Raw genomic sequence first — 20,369 nt, 5'->3', positions numbered from 1 at the left:
TGTTTTGGAGCTTTTTTCTTTTCAACCCTTTTTGATACTCCACGGGAAGAGAAGTTTCTGGGTAAGAATAACAAGTTGGAACAAGATAAGCGACATGGCAGCCAGCACAAAAAGCCCCGCCCAGGCTTGCGGTATTTTATAAATCGAGGTGGAAAGCTGGAGGAAGAAACCTATGCCCTTATCGGCCGAAACAAATTCGGCAACAACCGCGCCGATGACGCATAAAGTAATCGAAATTTTCAAGGCCGAGAAAATATAGGGCACAGCATAGGGCAAGCGGATTTGCAATATTTCACGGCGAACCGGTGCGCGGAGCGATTTTGACAGCTCGATCAATTCGGGCGGTGTAGAAAGAAGCCCTGTCGAAGTGGCAATAACCAGCGGAAAAAACGAAATAAGAAAGGTGATGAGAATGCGCGGAAAGTCACCCGAACCGAAGGCGACAATGACAATCGGCGCAATGGCGACAACCGGTGTCGACTGGATAATGACCAATAACGGATAAACTGTTTTCGATAAAAGCGGCGAGCGGATAAGACAGACAGCAAGCGGCAAAGCAATCAGAATGGATACGAAGAAGCCGAGAAGTGCCACCCGCAAAGTTGCAAAAATATGAACAGCCCAACGCGATCCATCAATCACATGGAAAGCTTTGAAAATTTCAACCGGCTGCGGCAGGATGAAAGAGGGAATGGCAAAAAACACCGCCGCCAATTGCCAGATCACAAGAATAGCCACAATGAGCAACACTGCCGGTAAAGCCGACATTAGCGAGGAGAGGTGAAACAGCTTTATCTTCTTCCTCTTAAGCGAGCTTTGGCTTGATGAGGAGGTTTCTGAGGGTGTGAGCGAAGTCATGGACCACCTTTTGGTTTGCGGTTTCGGCATTGCGTGGCCGTCCGAGCGGCACGTCGAGTTCGGTTAAAACAGTTCCCGGCCGGCCGGCGAGAACCAGCACACGGTCGGCAAGAATGGCAGCTTCATTGACAGAATGGGTAATGAACATCACGGTTTTCGGCCGGTCGGAAAAAATTCTTAAAAGTTCAAAACCCATTTCATCGCGGGTTAATGCATCAAGGGCGGAAAACGGTTCATCCATTAACAAAATATCGGGGTCGAGATGAAGCGCGCGGGCAATGCCGACACGCTGCTGCATACCGCCCGACAATTCCTCCGGCATACGTTTTTCAAAACCGGTAAGGCCGATCATGCGCACAAGTTCATGGGCTTTATCAATATCGGCGGAATTGACCTTGCCGAATTTGTGTTTGATCGGAAAGGTAATATTGTCCACAATATTGAGCCATGGCAGCAATGTCGGGCGCTGAAAAACAATGCCGACATCTTCACGCGGCTCCTTGACCGGCATACCGAAAACTTCCACCTTGCCCTGTGTCGGTTTCAAAAGACCGGCAATCAACCGCAAAAGCGTGGATTTGCCACAACCGGAAGGCCCCAATACCGCAAGAAATTCGTGATAGCGAACATCGAAACTAATATTGTGAAGCGCTTGTGTTCGCCCTGTCGATGTCGTGAAAAACTGGCTTAACCCTTCAAAGCGGATAGAGGGGGGAGAAATCGCATTGCTTGGTTTCATTTCTATGGGTTGCAATTGGCTTGTTGTCATTTGAAGCCCTCCAGATTTTCGGAAAAACCGGTTTTAACGGCACTTTCAGCGGTTACCGCATTCGGGTCGAGGTTTAACGCTTCGGCAGTCTTTTGCCATGTGCGTTGAAGCTTGTCGCGACGGAAAGTGCCAAGGCCGTATTGATCTGTTTCGTCATTGTAAATGAGCTTCAATGTATCGAGAAGCGAACCTTTAACACTCTGGCGATCAAGTTCGGGAACACTTTCCATCACCGCATCGACCGCTTCATCGGGATGTTCATGCATGAATATGATTGATTGGCGATAGGCTTTGATAAAGCGGGTCAGAACATCGGGCCGTTCGGAAATGAATTTGTCTGAAGCAATCAGCGAACTGCCATAAAGATCAAGTCCACTTTCCACCCACGGAAAGGCTCTGATTTCTTTGTGCGCAATTCTGGCCTGTTCTTCGTAACGCGTGTAGTCGGTGAGCCACGCAATAATCACATCGGTCTTTCCGGTTATCAACATCGGCCCCAAAGCACCGGAGTCGACCCGTGTAAGCGCAATATCATCCATGGATAAATTCTGGGTTTTCAGAAAAGGCGGCAGGAAAAGATTGGAAGCGGTAAAAGGCGAGGTGGCTACAGCTTTGCCCTTTATATCGGCGATTTTCTGAATGGGGCTATCGGAAAGCACATAAAACGCATGTGGCGTTTTGTTAAAGATCGCCATAACCGCGCTCACCTTCACATTTGCGCTTACACGCGCAGCCATGAGCGCGGTGATGTCGGCTGCTCCCACATCGCTCACTCCGGCAGCAATGCGGGTAATCGCGTCATTGCCGCCACGCCCCGGTTCAATCGCAACATCAAGCCCTTCGGATTGGCAAAACCCTTTGTTTACACAAACATAAATGGCGGTTTTATCGCCACCGGGTAACCAGTCGAGTTGAAAACGCACTTTGTCAGGGGCTTTTTGAACCTCTTTAGCCTCAAGCGTTTGCGGACATAATAGAAGCGCCAAACTCCCACAAAGAAGATTAGCCGAAAGAAAACTTGATGAAAGAAAACCGGCTGACAGAAGCCTTGTTTTAAAAAGACTTTTAAAAGCAACTTTGGCGGCCGAAAAAGTCGCAATCGGGAAAGTTTGTTTAAAAGTTGAAAAACCTTGTTTGAACCTCGTCCGGATAAAGCTTTTTATATCCGCCCTTTCGAGACGCAGTGTTTTTGAAGTTGCAATTTTCTTTTGGACTTTAAGACAAGAAGTGAGGTTCCTTGAAGAACCGTTGCGGGGAAAGGAATAAAAAGCATTGTCGCTATTGTTTCGACATTTCGCTTGCATGAACTTTTCCTCTCCCGCTTAAAAAGCATTCCGGTTTTTTGAAAACCCCGAAAAACCGAACGGGTATTATGAACAAATTCCGGTTTTGCCATTTGTGCTGTCGGGTATTATCCGTTTAATTTTTTTGAAAACCGGATAATCAGCACAAGAAAGGCGGCGTATCGACATTCAACTTATGAAACCAAGCGTATTTTTTAACCTATAGTGTCATCCTGTATTTGCCGGAAAAACTAGTCTTTCTCTTTGAAGCTCTAACTTTGTCTTCTTCAAAAAAGAAAACCGGTTTTATTTCCGACACCCCAAGATTTACACGAACAACAAGTGAAAACAAGAGAAAAAACCTAAAAATTAGGCGTTTTTATTTATTGATTAAATTTTATGCATTTTTTAAGAAGAAATAAGCAAAAAATAAAAATATTAAATAATATCAATGGTTTCAAAAAACACTATTGACCGGCTCTGGTGCAACCTCTGCGCTTTTATTAAGCGTTCTTAAAATGAGCGCGGGTTGCTCTAAATTCTCTTAATACTGCTTTCGACTTGCCAGCGGGGGCAAGAAGAAATTCATGGTGTAAAAATTAAACAGCAAAACAATAAAAATCGCGCCACAAAGGGCGCGATTCTCGATGACATTGAAAGGAATATGAAAAATCCTGCTTGTCAGGCAAGGCCGGTTTTGACAATTGCTAATTCATGCCTTTGTCCTAATGGCTTTTAACCTGCTTTCCCCATGGCAACCGGTTGGGGTGCTGTCAGTTCCTTCTCGTCAAATGCTCTCAAAAGATCATAGTGATAATCGGCATCTTCGCAGAACAATTCGCTGCTCACCCCATAGGCAAGTCTTCTCACGCCGAATTTCAAAGCCGAAATCCCCGCCGAAGCGGCAAGGCTTGGCATACCGGCAAAAGTGTAGCTGAAAATCCGATTAAGATATGGCGCATCCCCTTTCACCTTTTCCTGAAATTGGAAGTTTTTCCCAAGATAAGGGCAGCTTGCAATCACCGCATGTTCTTCGCCCGCAGGTGGCGTAAAATGGTCGCCCCAGGTTTCGATCTTATCGGCAAAACGGGCAATTTCCGGCCGCGTTTTAAGGTCGATAATCAATCCTGTGCCGACAATCAGAAAATCGAATTCATCACTTTCGTGCGGCGTGACAAGGACAAGCTTTTCACCCTCCATACGGCAGCTTTTAATGGGGCTTGCAAGTTTCAATTCATAATTGTCGAATTTTGTGCACCGCAAATAGGAATCCTGTGTCGGCGGTTGGTTGACATCAAAGAGATATTTCATGAAACGCCATTTCTTGTCGTCATCAAGATCGGCAAAATGGCGCAAAAACCCGCTATATTCCATAAAACGGTAAGGGTTGACTGTCGGTAAAACGGAACGTCTGACAAAATGCGTTACCGATTTTGCACCAAATTCCAAGGCTGTGGCACTGTTATCAAAAGAAGACGAGCCACCACCTACAACCGCAACACGCTTGCCGACAAGTTTGTCAAAATTGATTGCTTCGGCCGTGTGGGCATAAACTTTCTTGTCAAGATGATCCTTGAACATATCGGGCACAACCCATTGGCCACTTCCCTCGATGCCGGTCGCTAAAACCACAAGGCGGGTATAGATTATATCGGCTTTGCCGTTTCGTTCGATATGAAGCGCGAAAACATCATCTTGCAACGGCTCTATATCGGTTACAACTGTCCGGTTTGTCACCTCTATATGGGTGACTTTTTTCAACCAGTCGAGATATTCCGCCCAAAGATTAGTCGGGATTTTATAAAGCTCTTCCCAGGATTCGTGTCCGAAACGCGCTTCCCACCAGGCACGCACAGTCAAACTGCCAATGTCGAGATCAGGCCCCGTCACATATTTCGGCGTGCGCAATGTGTGCATACGGGCGTAATTGCGCCACGGCCCTTCAAAACCGGCTTCATTTTTATCCAGAATGGCAATGTTGGTAACGCTTTCCCGCCGCAATTGTAGCGCCAATGTCAAACCGCTTTGTCCGCCGCCAATAATCACAACATCCTTCACCGGATTGCCGTGATAAGTCTTCGGCTTTACCCATTGGCGAGCAGGATAGTTCAAACATTCAAGATCATATTTTGCCTGCCGCTCAAGCTTGGCAAGATTTATTTCGCTATTTTCTGGCATGTCTATTCCCCATTAAAGACAGTCCAAGGAACAAGCTCCGGCTTTTAAAAGAACCTTGGCTGCCGGTTTAAAACGGGGATGACACTTTCTGTCCGGATCGACCCGATCGACCCGCAATACGCTTTATGCCGGTGGTTGAGAGGCTAAATATAAGGCAAAAAATTGTCAAGATTAAAATTTAGGCAAAATCAAATATAATTTGCTGTTATTTCAAGCATAACCCATTGGTGAATACGTATAAATATGTTTTTATTTTGCCTGTTTTCTGTTTTGTTTTTTATTTTTTTGATAGTTCATTGCTTGTTTAATATTATTGATTTTATTTGGGGGGGATAAAGCAACGGAAACGATCAGTGCAGTGTGGTGCGCCGCAATTAAGCGAGGCTCCGACAACCAAGTGAAACACCGGAAGGGCATTAAGTTCCCATAAAAAGCACTGCCGGAAAGGAAAAACACGCACATAAGTTTTTCCTGAAATGTCGGCGCGATTATGCCCCGAAAGTCAAGTGGCATGGCTTTTGCTTTTCATATTTTCAGCAACTGTCGAGGTGCGGAAATTCTACGCGGTTTTATATCGAAGTGTTTTCCGGATATTGTTTTCAATTTTGTTCTTTAGGGAAGAAGAACCATGAAATCCAAGAAAGATTATCGTGCCCGCCAATTTTACGGTTATGGGCCGAACCCGCCAGACCCCGAATGGCCGGACGGGGCAAAAATTGCGGTACAATTTGTCATCAATTATGAAGAAGGCGGGGAAAGCAATATTCTTCATGGTGACAAAGCCTCCGAGCATTTATTATCCGAAATTGTCGGTGCAGTTCCTTGGGAAGGGCAGCGCAATCTCAATATTGAATCCTTGTATGAATATGGTGCGCGTGTCGGCTTTTGGCGGCTCTACCGGCTTTTTACCGAAAGAAATATGAAGCTTACGGTATTTGCCGTGGCCAAGGCTTTGGAGCTTAATCCGGCTGTTGCGAAAGCCATGGTCGAGGCCGATTGGGAAATTGCCACCCATGGCTTTCGTTGGCTTGAATATAAGGATGTTGATGAAGAGGAAGAGCGTTTTCACATTCGCGAAGCCGTACGCATCCAGAAACAACTAACGGGTGAGCGCCCATATGGAATCTATCAGGGAAAACCGTCGATCAACACTTTGCGGCTTACCATGGAAGAGGGCGGCTTTATCTATTCGTCAGATAGTTATGCCGATGAACTTCCCTATTGGGTAGAAGGCATCGAAAAGCCGTTTCTGATTATCCCTTATACATTGGATGTCAATGACATGCGCTTTGCAACCGCACAAGGCTTCAATAGTGGCGAACAATTTTTCAACTATCTGAAAGACAGTTTCGATGTTCTTTATGAAGAGGGTGAAAAAGGCGCGCCGAAAATGCTTTCTATCGGTTTGCATTGTCGTTTGGTTGGCCATCCGGGGCGGGCAAAGGCACTTGAAAAATTTCTTGATTATGTGGCAGCCAAAAAGTCGGTTTATATTGCACGGCGCATAGATATTGCCCGCCATTGGCAAAAAGTGCATCCGGCCAAATAAGCCTGAAACAGAATAAAGAAAAACCGGAGGACAAGAAACAATGGTCGAGCAGGAAAATCATAAAAAACAATTGCACGAGCTTGCCGTTTTAAAAATCGGAAAAGCCGAATTTTCTCCTTTTGGCGATGTGATCGATGTGAGGGAAGAAACAATTTCGCCCGACCAAATGGACAAAGAAAATAAAACAGGCTCGGCTTACCAAAAAAATCCGGTTATGATCCCGATCAATCAGGGGCGGGCAACCCGCTTTCATGATCTTGCAAAGGTTGAAGCGGAGGGGGAAAAGTCCCGCGTCCTCATCAATGTCTTCCGGTCTCTCCCGATCGACTTTCCTGTTCAGATTGATATGATGGAGCGCCACCCCTATGGCTCGCAGGCATTTCTGCCAGCGGGCGAAAATCCGTTTCTCGTTGTTGTGGCAAAGGATGAAGGGGGCAAACCTTCCGCCCCGCAAGCCTTTTATTGCCCTTCAGGTGTCGGCGTTAATTATCATAAAAATGTTTGGCATTTTCCGCTTCTTGCACTTTTCAAGACAAGCGATTTCTATGTGGTTGATCGCGGTGGTGTCGAAAACAATCTTGAAGAATATTTTTATCAAGACGAGGCTTGGCAAATAAGCCGGTTGCCGGATTTTGATAAATGACGGAAAGGCTTCGCGAACTTGCGTTTTAAAGAACCGAATTGAGCAAAATATCAAAATTGAGAACACATAAATACCGGCAAACAAATTAAGGAAAAAAGACCCCGTGAAAATTGAACAATTGAACACTCTTCCAGCCCCCGCTTTTATTGATTGTTTAAGCGGTATTTTCGAGCATTCCCCTTGGGTGGGGGAAAGTGTTGCAGGAAAACGCCCGTTTGAAAATCTCGATGCGCTTTATGAGACCATGGTCGAAGCGGTTCGACAAGCTCCGGAAGAGTTGAAAGACAGATTGATTTTGGCTCACCCCGATCTTGCGGGTAAGCTTGCCCGTTCATCGAAATTGACGGCGCAATCGGAAAAAGAACAAAAAGGGGCAGGGCTTGATCGTTTGAGCGAAGATGAATTCGATCAATTTCAGAAATTGAATGAAGCCTATCGGGCAAAATTTTCTTTTCCATTTATCATTGCGGTTCGGGGGCATGGTGGCAAAGCCCATGACAAATATTCCATTCTCGCCAATATGAAAAAGCGCTTGAACAATGATAAAGATGAAGAAAAAGCCACGGCGTTGACGGAAATCTTCCGCATTGCGCGCTTGCGGCTTGAAGATCTCATCGACAGCGAGGGATAAAACATGACCGGTTTGACAACCCATATTCTTGATACGGCATCCGGTAAACCGGCTAGCGGCGTTAAAATTCAGCTCTACAAGCTTTGCCCGCAAAATGTTCCGGAAAATGAAAAGAACGGGACAATAAACAACCCCCTTAGCACGGCCGAAAAAACGCATTTAGCGGGGGAAAAAACGCAATCCGTTGTCAAAAAATTGCTTGTTGAGACAAAGAGCAATCAGGACGGGCGAACGGAAAAACCGCTTCTTGATGAAAAGGCAATGGAAAACGGGCAATATGAATTGCACTTTTTCACGGCAGCCTATTTTTTAAACGAGGGCGCAAAACTTGATACCCCGCCTTTTCTTGATGAAATCACCATAAGCTTTTCAATAGCGGATAACACCGCCCATTATCATGTGCCGCTTCTTGTAAGCCCGTGGAGCTATTCGACCTATCGCGGCAGTTGAAAAACGAGGCCGGATAGGGAGTAAAAATCCGGCTGGATATTAAAATGAGGCCGGATATGATGACCGGATATTATGATTTGTGCACATCATTCTCGCCGTCACTTTCAGGCACAAGTTTGTAAGCCCATGTTTCAGGCTTGTTGAGTATTTTTTGGCGTTATCGGTTTTAAAGTTCGTCGTAACGCTTGCCGATTTTCTTTCCGGAAATTGCCCAGATACAGGATAAAACAAGTGCAAGCAGCATAATAACCGGCGGGTAGGCAACTTTGTTCATAAGCGTATCAACCCAGCCCCAGAATGCATCCGACCCACGATAGACAAAAGTATCAATAGCGTTTTTTGCACTGAAGCGCGAATTTTCATCAACTGCCGAAAAGAGCATTTCACGGGCAGGGCGGGCAAGTGCATATTCTCCCACACGCCGCAATATCATCGCGATTGCCAAAATCGGAAAGCAATAGAATATGCCAAGCAGTCCGAACAGGATTACCATCATGACAGGCAAGCTTACAAGCAAGAATGTCACGCCGAATTTTTTTGCAATGCGGGCGGTAACGAACATCTGGATAAGAATGGACGAGGTTTGCACAACCGTATCCATAATGGAGAAAAACTGTGTCTGTTCAGCAGGATTGGTAAAGGTCGCCTGAACAAGGCGTGCCTGCGCGTAATAAAGAAAAGTGGTTCCGGCCGAGGTGAAAATGGCATAAACGGCAATTTGGCTGAGATAAGGCGATTGCACAATGAGTTTCAAGCCAATCCATATGCCGGAATAGGTTTCACTCTTTTCTTTTTCCGACGCAGCCATTCCAGGCTTGTCTTGTTTCATGTCTTTGCCGCGGCCGAAATCATTTCGCCAGTGCACGAGAAAAAGCCAGAGAAAAAGCGTTGATAAAAACAGCGCTGTCGAAATTAAAAGCAGGCCGGCATAGCCCACTTTTTCAACCATAAATGCGCTTATTAACGGGCCGGTTATGCCGCCGAGGCTTGCGCCTGCCGATAGGGGGCCAAACAGGCGCTGTGCCTGTTCTTTGGTAAAAACCTCGGCCAAAAAGCTCCATGTGAGGGAAATAACAAACAGGTTATAAACTGAAACCCAGACAAAGAATGCGCGCCCCACCCAGACATTGCCGCTATTATAATAAAGGCTTAGCGTAAAGCCGAGCATAATAAGACTACAAAAAAGCGTCGAATAGATGAAGAGATTGGTCTTTTTAATCTTCTGGCTGATAAAGCCGAAAACGGGCACAACGAGAAACATGGCGCAAAAAGTGGCAGTAAAAAGCCATGAGAGATGATCGACACCACCGGCAATGCCGAATGTTTCTCGCACCGGTCGCAACATGAAATAGCTGCAAAAGACAAGAAAAAGCGTGAAAAAGCCGCCCAAAAAAGCAACTGTTTCATGCGCTTTTAGCGCGAACAGACGTTCAAATATATGTTGCAGCTTGTTTGTCATTATAGGCCAAGGCGTTTACGCAATTTATCTGCCGGAAGGTGGGCACGAAAGCCCGGCGCGCCGGGAGCAAAAATATGCGCTGTTTCAAGTTTGCCGGTGATGACAGGTTCGCAACCGGTTTCGCGCACGAGCTCGGCCACAACGGCCAACGTTTTTTCATCGTCACTTGCGATCGGCATACCAACAGCTTCTATTCTTTTATTGAAACAATCTTCAATTACCGTGGCGTCAACTGCCGAAAAAGCGCGGACAAGGCGCACATCCGGCACATATTTTTTTACCGTTTCGGCAACGCCGTTTTTCTTTGCTTCGATTGAAAGAGGCTCTAAATCTCCTCCCCACAAAGGCGGGTTGGTAGCATCAATAACAATTTTCCCCTTCATTTCGGCGGCAAAATCTTTGCCAATTTGAGGCCAGGCTGAAAACGGCACTGCAACAAGGATAACATCACCAAATTGTGCCGCCTGGCGCGGTGTGCCGACTGAAGCTTTGTCTCCAAGCGGGTTTGTCAAGCGTCGCAACTCATCCGGATGGCGCGAAGAAAACATGACCGAATGGCCGGATTTCACAAGGAGGGTTGCAACAGTTCCGCCAAGCGAGCCGGCGCCAATGACCCCGATTTTAAGATTTTTGACATCAGCTTCCGTTTTTGTTGCGGGGCTATCGTTTACTGTTTCCGCTTTGGATGAATTTGAAGTCTTCCCCACCGAATTTTCGGTATTTTGTGAAAAAGCCTGCGACAGGGAAAAAATCTCGGCAAGAGACAGAGCCAAAGCAGATTTTAATATAAAACGACGATCAAGAGACATGTTGAACCTTCTTGTCTTGAACCTTGTTGTCCAGAACGGGAAACCTTTCTTGCTCAAATCGGGAAAGCCTTATCAAGTCGGGCGAGATCTTCTTCATCAAGATGAAGAGAAAGTGCGGCGCTGTTTTCACGGCAATGTGCGGGCGAACCTGATTGGGGAATGGAAATGGTAAAATTGTTTCTGATTGTCCAGCCGATTGCGATTGCAGCAGCAGTCATATGATGTTTTTGCGCAATGTCTTTTAACACCGCATTTTGCAAAAGCGGGGTTTTACCCGAACCAAGCGGTGAATAGGCCATAATCGGCATAGCGTTATTTTTTGACCAATCGAGAAGGCCACCTTCGATAGAGCGGTCGACAAGCGAATATTCCACCTGATTGGTTGCGCATTGGTCGCCTTTTTCAAGGCTAAAAAGATCATTCATGTCATTAATGGAAAAATTCGAAACGCCCCAATCGACAATGGAACCTTCGCTTTTTAATTCTTCAAACGTATCAACCACAGTTTTGAGGTTTGAAATTCCGCCACGCCAATGCAAAAGATAAAGATCCATCTGCTTTAATCCCAAGCGTTGAAGGCTGTTTTTGCAGGCATTGCGAATGTCTTCGGCTTTTGTTGCGTGCGAAGGCATGACTTTTGAAACGATATAAGGTTTTGTTCCGGTTTTTTTTATAACACGGCCAACCATTTCTTCAGCTTTACCGGAACTGTAAAGCTCGGCGGTATCAATCAGATTCATGCCAAGATCAAGACCGGTTGCAAGCGCTTCCTCTTCTTGTTCTAGAGGGCGTTGACCGGCTGCAAGCGTCCATGTTCCCATGCCAAGCGTCGGGATCATCCGGCCGGTTTTAAGACGGATTGGAGGGTTTTTTATAGCTGTGGCTTGTGTTCTTGCCGAAATTGTCGGACCAAGCATGAAAGCTGCACCACAGGCGATAGCAAATTGTCGACGTGTTATGTCCATTCTAGCGCCTTTCCTGTTTTTGTAGAGAGCAAGTATAGCCGAGCTTTCAAAAACGAAAAAGGTATTATTGTTCATTCATGAAATGAATGAAAATCATGAATGATCGGGGAGAAACAGAATTTTTATCAAGCCACGCTTTAGAGGCTGAAAAGCTTCTCATGAGGTCACAAGGTTCTCGAAAAAAAGCCGTTTCGACAGATGAAAGTCTCGAAATTCTGTTTAATTGCAGCGGTAATTTGACAAAACGTCACGCAGAATAACTTTTTTAAATAAATCAAAAATGGAGCATATGTTGAAATATAAAAATATTTATTTGGAAGAAACATATGGTCTGATGACCTGATTAAAATCCGAGATTATTTTATATGCCTCTTCCTGTGTTTTCAAATTAGAAAAGGATAATATTAATCCGCTCAAATCTCTTCTTTCTATTTGACGGTTTGAAATGCATCCAATTCCAAAATTTTCTTTTTGTGCAATTGTCATTAATTTCAGATCGTCACACTCAACACGATTTTTGCACAGTAATAATGTGTTAAGTCCGTGATTGAAATTTTTTACATGGAATATGTCGGAAACATATCTATTCAATGCATTTTGTAAAAATATTTGCCTTTTTTTATAATTAAGCCTCATTTTGTTCAAATGTTTGGCAAAATTACCAGAATCCATAAATTCGGATAATACAGATTGGGTTAATATTGGAAATCCATCTATCCATTTTTGATAAAAATCGGTTATTTTGGTAACCATATACTTTGGAACAATAAAATAGCCTAATCGTAAGTCAGGATTAATTAATTTACTGAAACTACCAATATAGATCATATTGGCTTTTCTATGATTATTGAGACTGGCAAGAGCCGGTAATGGTTTGTTATCATATCGGAATTCACTATCGTAATCGTCTTCTATTATAAATGTACCATTTTTCTCAGACCAATCTAATAAGGTGTTTCGATTATCATCTCCCAGAACGTAACCGAGGGGGCTTTGATGATTGGCTGTGACGATAATAAATTTAACGTCGGGATGGTTTTTTAAAGCATCTGAAATTTGCATTCCGTTATGATCGACAGGAACAGCGACAATATGTGTACCCGAACTTTTAACAATATCCAAAGCGGGCGGAAAACACGGGTCTTCTAAAAATACTGTGTCTTCCGGTTCACCAAGAGCTTGCATAATGAGATTCAAGGCGCCGCGAAATCCGCTACTGATGAAGACCTGATCGGGTTCACAAACGATTCCACGGGACAGCCCGACGTAACGTGTGATGCTTTCTTTTAATTTTTTTAGCCCTGTTGGAAGTGGGTAAAACAACGCATTATGGGTTTCAGCAATCTTTCGCTTTGAAAGACTACTCCAATATTTTGCGGGAAATAAATCAATAGCCGGTAAACCGATCTGGAGCTTTTTGAAGGTCGTTCCTTCGGCATAAATGGACTGATGTTTTGCGGAATTGGTCGCAGCCTTCGTGTGTAGGCTTTCAGGGGCGAGGGAAAGGCTTGCAACATATGTGCCGGCAGGCCCTCTGGAGACGAGATAACCATCTCCAATAAGACGACTATATACGCTTTCGACGGTGTTTTTTCCAACCCCCAGTTCACGCGAAAGCGCCCTGATCGAGGGTACGCGCTGTCCTATCTGAAAAGTACCGTTATCGATTAATGCAATGATCTTTTGGTAGAGGCTATCACCAATTCCTGCGCGGGACGATTTTGGCGAAGAGTTTGTGTCCATCGCGTCTATGTTTATAAGCTCGTTTGACATTCGTTTCCTCGCCGTCAGAAACATCTTCATTCATAACAATCAATGACAGTAATCAATAGATATTTAGAATTGAATGGTCAAACCGGTGAGAAGTCGCTCGAAAACTTGACATTCGCGAGAGCGAATTTTTCTGCCCGATTTTGACTTTCGCCTCGAATAAAAGATTATCATGACGAAACGATCACGGTTCATCACAATCCGGTTTGCCGACTTCGGTTGGAGGAACAGGCATTCTTCAAGAAGCCGGTGAGATGATCTCGATGAATGGCAGGGAAGCTCGGCGGGACAACGTTTTTGTCGAGCGACTTTGGCGATTTGGCAATTCTTTGATGTTTCGTTAAATATGAGGAGGGTCGTCTTCATACGGGCGAGGCTCTGGCTCTGGCTCGTGAACGTGCTGCTATCAGCCGATAGCCGAATTTTTATGGAAGCCGATGCCCACCTTCATTCCTTAACCACAACCCCTGAACGACCAGATGACCTGAACGCCCACACCCCCTGAACGACCAGAAGCCCTGAACGACCACAAACCCTGAAAAGGTTTACTTCACTATGCTGCCAGATAAGGGGGGGGCTGCATAAACGGGTCATGAAGCCCGCCAAAAACACATCAAACTGTTCAAACAAACGGAACCACTTCTCTTGATGTTATTTTACGATGCCAAGTGTTGAAAAAGAGCCTGATTTGTAGGTTTGGGGATTCGTAATTTCCATGACAGCGCTTTTGATTAAAAAGACAAGAAACAGAATCTTACGTTTGTTTTGTAGAAATCCCCATAGAAATTTTTATAGAAATGCATCCTTTGTGTCTGAAACCAAAATTCAAATGTCACTATCAAATTGTCCCGATATGTCCCTATCGCAACAAGCGCATTTGCGACATTGTTTCATTCACAGAATTTTAGAATACGGTAATGCATGTTTGACTTTCTTGAATTGCCTCTGCAAAATCGGGGCATATATTTTGCTAAAGTCAGTTTGGCTATCAGCTATCTTTCGGCTGTATTCGACCGTTTCGGTTTTTGGGGTCATTTTGGTGAAACAGGTGTTTCATGGGGCTCGATGACCCAATTTTTTAAACATGTTTCGACTCTGTGTCCCTGGGCTCCGGAAAACATGATTCCTGTTATTGGTTGGGTGGTCACAGTTTTAGAGGCATTAATAGCTTTAGCCTATATTATTAACACGAAGAACAAATTCATTAACATTGCAAATATATTTTTATTAATATTATTTTTGCTAAGTATGTCACTTTTTCAAAGTATAAAAATGATGATTAATTTCAATGTTATTGTTTGTTTCGCGATTTCGTTATTAATATATTTTGCAGACTATAATGATAATAAGGAGAAGAGAACATGAAAAATCTCAGATTAAAATATTTTGACTTATCGCCGGAACTTATGAGTGGTTTTAGAGCCGTGAAAGTCGCCCTTGAGAAAAGCGTTGTCGAACAAAAGCTGATTGAATTGGTTTATCTCAGAGTTTCTCAAATCAATGGATGCGCATATTGCCTTAATCTTCATACAAATTCCCTGCTAAAAGATGGCGAAACGCAGCGCCGTATAGCTGAAGTGGCCGGATGGCGTGTGAGCGATCAATATTCTGAAAAAGAACGAGCGGCACTGAACTGGGCAGAACAGCTAACACTCATATCGACAAGCCACGCCGATGACGAGTCGTACGAGGCATTAAAAAAGGTCTTTAGTGACAAAGAAATATCAGACCTCACATTTGCAATATCGCTGATGAACGGAATGAACAGACTTGCCATTTCCATGCGGCAGTGAGGCGCATTACGACCAATGTCGAAAAGTTGACTGAAAAAAGACGTAAGTTATTCACGGCTTGGAGATGAGGTGCAGGCCATTTCTTTTTTAAGCACTTTAAGTGCTTGTCCGGATAGGAATGAAGACGAGATCTATCCTGAAAAAGAAATGGCCGGCACTTGAGCGGAAGGTCGAAAAAGCTTTTCATTAATTCTTTTATGAAGTCGTAAAAAACGTCGCGGGCTAGTCTCAAGACGATAAGTGCGCTCCAAAATTGTTTGTTTGTCTTTTGTTGATGTTTATTTCGCAAACTTTATCCATTTTTCAGGTCCCGATAGCTGATTAACGGGACATGTTCTCATTCAGAGAAAAATCTATGTTGGTGTCAAAATCTATTTTTGTGTCATTGGTGAATAAGCTGAGAAAACGGGTTTTCCTGAATTATCACGGATAGCCAGACCTGATCTAAAAAACATTGCAAAACTTGAAAAGATCGAAATTATCGACGTAACCTTCGCGGCTGATGTGAAAATGGAAGTTGGCCGAGTGAGCGCATTGCCGCCTTTAAAGTCGGTAACGGTTTTTGCGAAAATGTGAGGATCGGAGCGTTCATTACAGATAAAGCGCGGGAAAAAGTAGAAGAGCATCTAAAGGATGCTATGGAAAAAGGTGGCACTCTGGTCACGGGAGGAAACAGATTGGAGAAAATAGGTCACTTTTTTGCTCCCACACTTCTGACCGGCGTCACATCAAACATGAAAGTCGCAAGGGAAGAAACCTTTGGTTTCTTGGCGCCCATTTTCAAGTTTAACACAGTGGAAGAAGTCATTGCAGCCGCCAATAATACCGGATTCGGTCTTGCAGCCTACTTTTATTCCAGGGATTACTCGAAAATAATACGTGTCGCCGAAGCACTTGAATATGGCATAGTCGGAATTAATACCGGTGTTATTTCAACAAAAACGGCGCCTTTCGGAGGCATTAAACAATCAGGCATAGGACGCGAAGGGTCACATTTCAGTCTGGATGACTATACGGAGCTTAAATGTCTGTGTGTGGAAGTCTAGGTTCGAATATCTATGTGTGGAAGTCTAGGCTTAAGGTGGTCGAGCCGGAATAGACCATAATGGTTCCGGGCAAAGCTCTTAACAGAAAAGCATCTATTTGCGCATCCCTCATTGCGTGGTGCGGGTCAGAAATCATTGAGTTGTTCCAAATAAGCTCCATTGATGATCTTGAGCAATGATGACGCAAAATATCCCATTTCAAAAGTAGGGCTTATTATTGGGGCTATCGTTGAGAGTATGGTCAAAGCAACAAATGGCGGCGATAGCCAAGCCGGGAAACTTATTACACAAAGCATCAGTCAACAGATTATCTTTAGTTTGGCAGGTAGTGTAGGTTTAGATATTGCCACTAAATATGCCTATCAAAATGCCAGAAATTGAATGGTCAATAATCTCGAAGCTTCTATTTAAGGATCTTCAGAATAGATTGAAGCTATAATGTATTATAAAAACTTATTTATTAGCCTAATGGCAATTGTTGTGCTGTATGGATGTGGAGCTCACCACAGCAGATTTGAGTCTCTATACCCGGATCGTCCTAGACCAGATAGCGAACGTGATATATTGCAAACTTTTGTGGGTAAACCTGCCTCAACCTTAAACCGCTACTTGGGTAGCCCGGATGACCAACGTTTAGGTATTTGGGTATGGGGAGAAGAAAAATGGGTTTATGCACCAATTAATCAGACCCATATAGGATCAACTGATATGAAAAGATCTAATAGAGATACATGTAGGGTTGTAGCAAAGACGAATGAACAAGATATCATTCAAAGCATTTATTATGAGGAAGATATTCTTGAATCAGGAAGCGTTAGATGCCCGGCTATAGGAAATTTGAACAAACTTAAATATATAGTAAATCCTGCGTTGTATGAATATGATAAGAAACACGGGATAAAAAGAGATAATTACTGGATACCTAACTGATAAACCTCATTGAGTTATTTACTCAGGCGGGTTTTAGTTGGCCTCATTTACGGTTTAACATATTCAATTCGTTTCCTTTACCATCAATTGCGTTTCATAACTGAACGGAGATGCTGCAATCTGCCTTCGGAATCAAAAAATGGTAACCTCAATATTCAGCCCGATATGCTTATTAGCATGTTAGTGTTGTTGATTGTCTTATATATTTCGGGTTTTTCCAAAAAACCAATTCGTTTATTCCTGTAATGATGGTTTATGTTTATCAAAAAATACTTGAAAATGAATTTCGGTCTATGACAAATTCTAATACCGCTTTGACAGGCTGTGGTGAACAATAGGACTTGCAAGGTCTGGAAATTTTATGGGCATAGCCGTGGTTCAATGACTTGGTTTAATGCAATGGCAGCACTTGATAAACGTGGAGAGACAGGCGTTTTATCCAATACTGATGTTCATTATTATGGACCTGTTTTGTTGTGTGCTTTAGCTGTTATAGCTTATGACAATAAGGAAAAATGTCGGTATGAAACCGCTTTAACGTTCTTCTTCTGTCGGCTGTTCATGCCATTATTATAGCCTCGCATAATAAAAAATATTTGAGGCATTTTTACTTTTATAGATTGACACCTTGGTTTTTTGCTAGTGTTTTATGCCGAGTTTTTGAGGCAATTAAAAAGTTTCTGCAGCTCTTCGGCGCTTAAACCCCATTACCTGGCTCTGGTGTGATAATTATGGTTATGCAATATCGACAAATATCAAAGCTCAAGGACGCTAGTTTTAAAATGTGGAAACAAATATGAAGAATAAAATTATTACATTACTATGCTTGTCTTCATTAAGTGTTTTTAGTGGTTGTGGTACTGTGTTCGACCCTGATTATGTAACTCAACCTCGACTATCTGATGCTGCATGGTATCAAAAGCCAGGCGCAACACCAGAAGAAATAGCTGATGCATATGACAAATGTGAAAAACGCTATCCAGATGATATAAAGCTCGACCCAAATGTTAGACTGAATATCGCCTTTCAAACATTGTTTTGTATGGAAGATCAAGGATATTTTCCTAAGGATGGAACCAGAGCGATAAAGTCTTGTAGAAACTTTCATAATCCAAAAGTTCCCATTTGTGAGGCGAGAGGCGCTTATTAAAAAAGTATAAATTGTATTTTACAATTCGTATATTTTTTGAGGAAATTGAAATGAAAAACAAAACAACCGCTGATCATTCGGTTAGGGATAAAGGTTGGCGGTTGTTTGGCATTGAGCGTTAATTACTGTTTTGAGGCTTATGAGCCAATTAACAAGAAATAACAAGTAGAATTCAGTATTCTGCCCACGGTTATGGTATTTATACAGTGTGCAATGCATTTTGTTCGAGCCTTAAAGGTGAGGCTTTGCGCATTACTGATGCTGATAAGGGCAATGAGATAAAAAGCGAAAGTTCTTACAAGTGTCGTTCATGCATGAAAATGATATTATCAAAAAATAATCCAAGGTGAAGATTCAATGAGAAAATTTTTATCTCTTTTATGTGTCGTCCTTATGCTGAGTGGCTGTTGGCTTTCTCTCAACTTTAGTCAGGAAATTCAAGATAAATGGCGTGGGCAACCTATCGAAAATATCATTAAACGGTTAGGTCCATTCCATGTTGCACAAAATAAAAAGGGAGAAAAATATGTATACTGGGAACGATCTTTTCAAAAAAGTACACCTACAGGATATGAGTTAGCTTATTGTCAAGCCCGCGCGTTTTATGACGAGCACGGCAAAATCACAAGGCTGGATACTTATTCGAGAGGAGCTAATTGCGCTTTTGGTTTTAGTGACGCGCTAAAGTAAAACAGTTGTTATCGGTTGGTTTTTAATTATTCAGCATGTAGAAAAATTATCTTTATTAGGACTGTTGTTAAAATGAAAAAACGTGCAATAACTATATTTGTGTTCATCGTTTCGGGTCTGTTTCTCACCGCTTGTCAACAAACCACTGCGACGTCGTCTCAAGAAAAACCGGCTATGGTAAAAAAAAGCGAAAAGCTTTGTGAACGATTAGGGTGTCATGTGACATATCACCCATAATTCTGAGTTATTTTCATGGCCTTTACAGGCGTTGTCAAAACAAAGTTGCACTCAGGCCTAGGGTTACCCTTAAAGACGAGACACATTCGCCGTGGTGATTTTAGCGCGGTGAAGTCGCGCAACTGCATATTGCCAAGCTCGTGAAGAAAAAGGCTATAGAAGCAATATGACGGCGGCCTAACACCTAGAAGCCCGCACCGGTCACGAAGTTCATCCCTATCTGTTGCGGCATCTGGCAGTAACGCGGATTAATCAGGTCCAGGCGGTGGACATGAGCTAAAATCCGATGGCGCGTATTTTGTTTATCTTTGTGCCGTTGTGGACAGGTTTAGCCGACGGGTTTTATCCATCAAGACTATCAATCACGATGGAAACCGCTTTCTCAATAGATGAAGTCGAAGAGGCTCTTGCACATTTTTGTAAACCCGACATATTCAACACCGACAAAGGCTCGCAATTTACGTCGATGGACGTCACGGCAGTACTAAAGATCGTGCGAAGTGAAAGTCATAGCACGACGTCAGTCGGTTCCACCATTACATCCGGAAGCTTCATAAAAAGGACGAAGGAACGTCTTTTAAAGGCATTCATGACGAGTGCAATTGATCTCTCCCATTTGCTGTTTATGCTCCAATAAATCAAATGCTGTTTTTCCACTCTGCCTCGGAAAGATAACAGAATTTCAGACGGGAAGTTTTTGGAAGGAAATTGAAGGATGGTTTCAAATCATAATTGATTGAAAGCATTATCCATAAAAATTTCCCTTACATATTTTTCAAAATAGTACGGATTGGGGGTTGTTTTTAAAAAATGGGAAAGATTGATGTTTGGAAGCTATGGTGAAATGCCAAAATTTAAATGGCGCACCCGAAGAGATTCGAACTCCTGACCCCCAGATTCGTAGTCTGGTGCTCTATCCAGCTGAGCTACGGGTGCACTTTTGAAAACCACCGGAACGGTGTTTCCAGCCAGTTTCATTGCCGACATCCGGATTTGAACATCTTCAATCGACTGACAAGCGGTTTCCTAATTGGTTCGTGAAAAAAATGCAAGAGAAGAATTTATTTTTTTGTTCATTCTTGTCGTTAATTCGCTCATATGCGGCTGAAACGCGGGAAATCCCTATTTTAAAAAACGCTTGTCAATAAAACATCGAGTG

The 20,369-nt window shown here is 43.4% G+C and carries 20 protein-coding genes, 1 tRNA gene and 1 pseudogene; 12 read left to right on the top strand and 10 right to left on the bottom strand.

Annotation, left to right across the window (positions count from 1 at the left end):
* Positions 1-21: 21 nt before the first annotated feature.
* The 4 genes from H3S94_RS09905 to H3S94_RS09890 all read right to left on the bottom strand — a co-directional run bounded on the left by H3S94_RS09905 (position 22) and on the right by H3S94_RS09890 (position 5,088).
* On the bottom strand, positions 22-768 hold the full coding sequence (locus H3S94_RS09905) for an ABC transporter permease (protein ID WP_225868192.1): 747 nt from the start codon (positions 766-768) through the stop codon (positions 22-24).
* Between the two features lie 37 nt (positions 769-805).
* Positions 806-1,579, bottom strand: coding sequence for an ABC transporter ATP-binding protein (locus tag H3S94_RS09900; RefSeq protein ID WP_077994627.1), 774 nt, complete (start codon positions 1,577-1,579; stop codon positions 806-808).
* A 44-nt stretch (positions 1,580-1,623) separates the two neighbouring features.
* A complete protein-coding gene (locus H3S94_RS09895; protein WP_198240929.1) occupies positions 1,624-2,613 on the bottom strand; it encodes an ABC transporter substrate-binding protein in 990 nt (329 codons plus the stop codon).
* 1,032 nt (positions 2,614-3,645) lie between these two features.
* A complete protein-coding gene (locus H3S94_RS09890) occupies positions 3,646-5,088 on the bottom strand; it encodes an FAD-dependent oxidoreductase (RefSeq protein WP_198240928.1) in 1,443 nt (480 codons plus the stop codon).
* Between the two features lie 628 nt (positions 5,089-5,716).
* Here H3S94_RS09890 and puuE point away from each other — a divergent pair.
* The 4 genes from puuE (at position 5,717) to uraH (ending at position 8,361) form a co-directional block, all read left to right on the top strand.
* On the top strand, positions 5,717-6,637 hold the full coding sequence (gene puuE, locus H3S94_RS09885; RefSeq protein ID WP_077993118.1) for an allantoinase PuuE: 921 nt from the start codon (positions 5,717-5,719) through the stop codon (positions 6,635-6,637).
* 40 nt (positions 6,638-6,677) lie between these two features.
* Positions 6,678-7,280, top strand: coding sequence for an ureidoglycolate lyase (locus H3S94_RS09880; RefSeq protein WP_077993115.1), 603 nt, complete (start codon positions 6,678-6,680; stop codon positions 7,278-7,280).
* A 103-nt stretch (positions 7,281-7,383) separates the two neighbouring features.
* Positions 7,384-7,911 carry a 2-oxo-4-hydroxy-4-carboxy-5-ureidoimidazoline decarboxylase gene (uraD, locus tag H3S94_RS09875; RefSeq protein ID WP_077993113.1) on the top strand — a complete coding sequence of 176 codons (528 nt, stop codon included), beginning with the start codon at positions 7,384-7,386 and terminating at the stop codon, positions 7,909-7,911.
* A gap of 3 nt (positions 7,912-7,914) precedes the next feature.
* A complete protein-coding gene (gene uraH / locus H3S94_RS09870) occupies positions 7,915-8,361 on the top strand; it encodes a hydroxyisourate hydrolase (RefSeq protein ID WP_077993111.1) in 447 nt (148 codons plus the stop codon).
* A 166-nt stretch (positions 8,362-8,527) separates the two neighbouring features.
* On the opposite strand, the gene H3S94_RS09865 is transcribed toward uraH, so the two are convergent.
* From H3S94_RS09865 to H3S94_RS09850, 4 genes are all read right to left on the bottom strand, one after another.
* Positions 8,528-9,820, bottom strand: coding sequence for an NTP/NDP exchange transporter (locus tag H3S94_RS09865; RefSeq protein ID WP_077993108.1), 1,293 nt, complete (start codon positions 9,818-9,820; stop codon positions 8,528-8,530).
* The gene (locus tag H3S94_RS09860) at positions 9,820-10,629 is read right to left on the bottom strand and encodes an NADPH-dependent F420 reductase (RefSeq protein WP_077993106.1); all 810 of its coding nucleotides are present in this window, start codon (positions 10,627-10,629) and stop codon (positions 9,820-9,822) included. The genes H3S94_RS09865 and H3S94_RS09860 overlap by 1 nt, the downstream gene beginning before the upstream one ends.
* Before the next feature lie 53 nt (positions 10,630-10,682).
* Entirely contained in the window at positions 10,683-11,594 is a 912-nt protein-coding gene (locus H3S94_RS09855; protein ID WP_198240927.1) for an aldo/keto reductase, read from the bottom strand.
* Between the two features lie 309 nt (positions 11,595-11,903).
* Positions 11,904-13,367: a PLP-dependent aminotransferase family protein gene (locus H3S94_RS09850; protein WP_198240926.1), complete on the bottom strand. Its 1,464-nt coding sequence runs from the start codon at positions 13,365-13,367 to the stop codon at positions 11,904-11,906.
* Between the two features lie 918 nt (positions 13,368-14,285).
* Here H3S94_RS09850 and H3S94_RS09845 point away from each other — a divergent pair.
* The 3 genes from H3S94_RS09845 (at position 14,286) to H3S94_RS09835 (ending at position 16,203) form a co-directional block, all read left to right on the top strand.
* On the top strand, positions 14,286-14,729 hold the full coding sequence (locus H3S94_RS09845; protein ID WP_198240925.1) for a hypothetical protein: 444 nt from the start codon (positions 14,286-14,288) through the stop codon (positions 14,727-14,729).
* A complete protein-coding gene (locus H3S94_RS09840) occupies positions 14,726-15,157 on the top strand; it encodes a carboxymuconolactone decarboxylase family protein (protein ID WP_246786477.1) in 432 nt (143 codons plus the stop codon). Before H3S94_RS09845 ends, H3S94_RS09840 begins: the two co-directional genes overlap by 4 nt.
* Before the next feature lie 533 nt (positions 15,158-15,690).
* Positions 15,691-16,203: an aldehyde dehydrogenase family protein gene (locus H3S94_RS09835; protein ID WP_198240984.1), complete on the top strand. Its 513-nt coding sequence runs from the start codon at positions 15,691-15,693 to the stop codon at positions 16,201-16,203.
* Between the two features lie 10 nt (positions 16,204-16,213).
* On the opposite strand, the gene H3S94_RS12005 is transcribed toward H3S94_RS09835, so the two are convergent.
* On the bottom strand, positions 16,214-16,339 hold the full coding sequence (locus H3S94_RS12005) for a hypothetical protein (RefSeq protein ID WP_255520166.1): 126 nt from the start codon (positions 16,337-16,339) through the stop codon (positions 16,214-16,216).
* Positions 16,340-16,365: 26 nt separating this feature from the next.
* On the opposite strand from H3S94_RS12005, the gene H3S94_RS09830 reads away from it, so the two are divergent.
* The 5 genes and pseudogenes from H3S94_RS09830 to H3S94_RS09810 form a co-directional block, all read left to right on the top strand.
* A complete protein-coding gene (locus H3S94_RS09830) occupies positions 16,366-16,584 on the top strand; it encodes a hypothetical protein (RefSeq protein WP_198240924.1) in 219 nt (72 codons plus the stop codon).
* 57 nt (positions 16,585-16,641) lie between these two features.
* Positions 16,642-17,133 (top strand): hypothetical protein, encoded by a 492-nt coding sequence (locus tag H3S94_RS09825; protein ID WP_198240923.1) that lies wholly within the window; start codon positions 16,642-16,644, stop codon positions 17,131-17,133.
* A 796-nt stretch (positions 17,134-17,929) separates the two neighbouring features.
* Positions 17,930-18,283, top strand: coding sequence for a hypothetical protein (locus tag H3S94_RS09820; RefSeq protein WP_198240922.1), 354 nt, complete (start codon positions 17,930-17,932; stop codon positions 18,281-18,283).
* 357 nt (positions 18,284-18,640) lie between these two features.
* On the top strand, positions 18,641-18,973 hold the full coding sequence (locus H3S94_RS09815; RefSeq protein WP_198240921.1) for a hypothetical protein: 333 nt from the start codon (positions 18,641-18,643) through the stop codon (positions 18,971-18,973).
* A gap of 347 nt (positions 18,974-19,320) precedes the next feature.
* Positions 19,321-19,700 (top strand): annotated as a pseudogene (locus H3S94_RS09810) (DDE-type integrase/transposase/recombinase); the annotation flags it as partial.
* Positions 19,701-20,069: 369 nt separating this feature from the next.
* On the opposite strand, the gene H3S94_RS09805 reads toward H3S94_RS09810, so the two are convergent.
* Positions 20,070-20,146 (bottom strand) — tRNA-Arg (locus tag H3S94_RS09805).
* Positions 20,147-20,369 lie beyond the last annotated feature (223 nt).

The organism is Bartonella sp. B10834G3, from assembly GCF_016102505.1.
Classification (GTDB): Bacteria; Pseudomonadota; Alphaproteobacteria; order Rhizobiales; family Rhizobiaceae; genus Bartonella; species Bartonella choladocola.
Note: the sequence above shows the minus strand (reverse complement) of the source record. Positions and strands in the feature narration are given on the sequence as shown.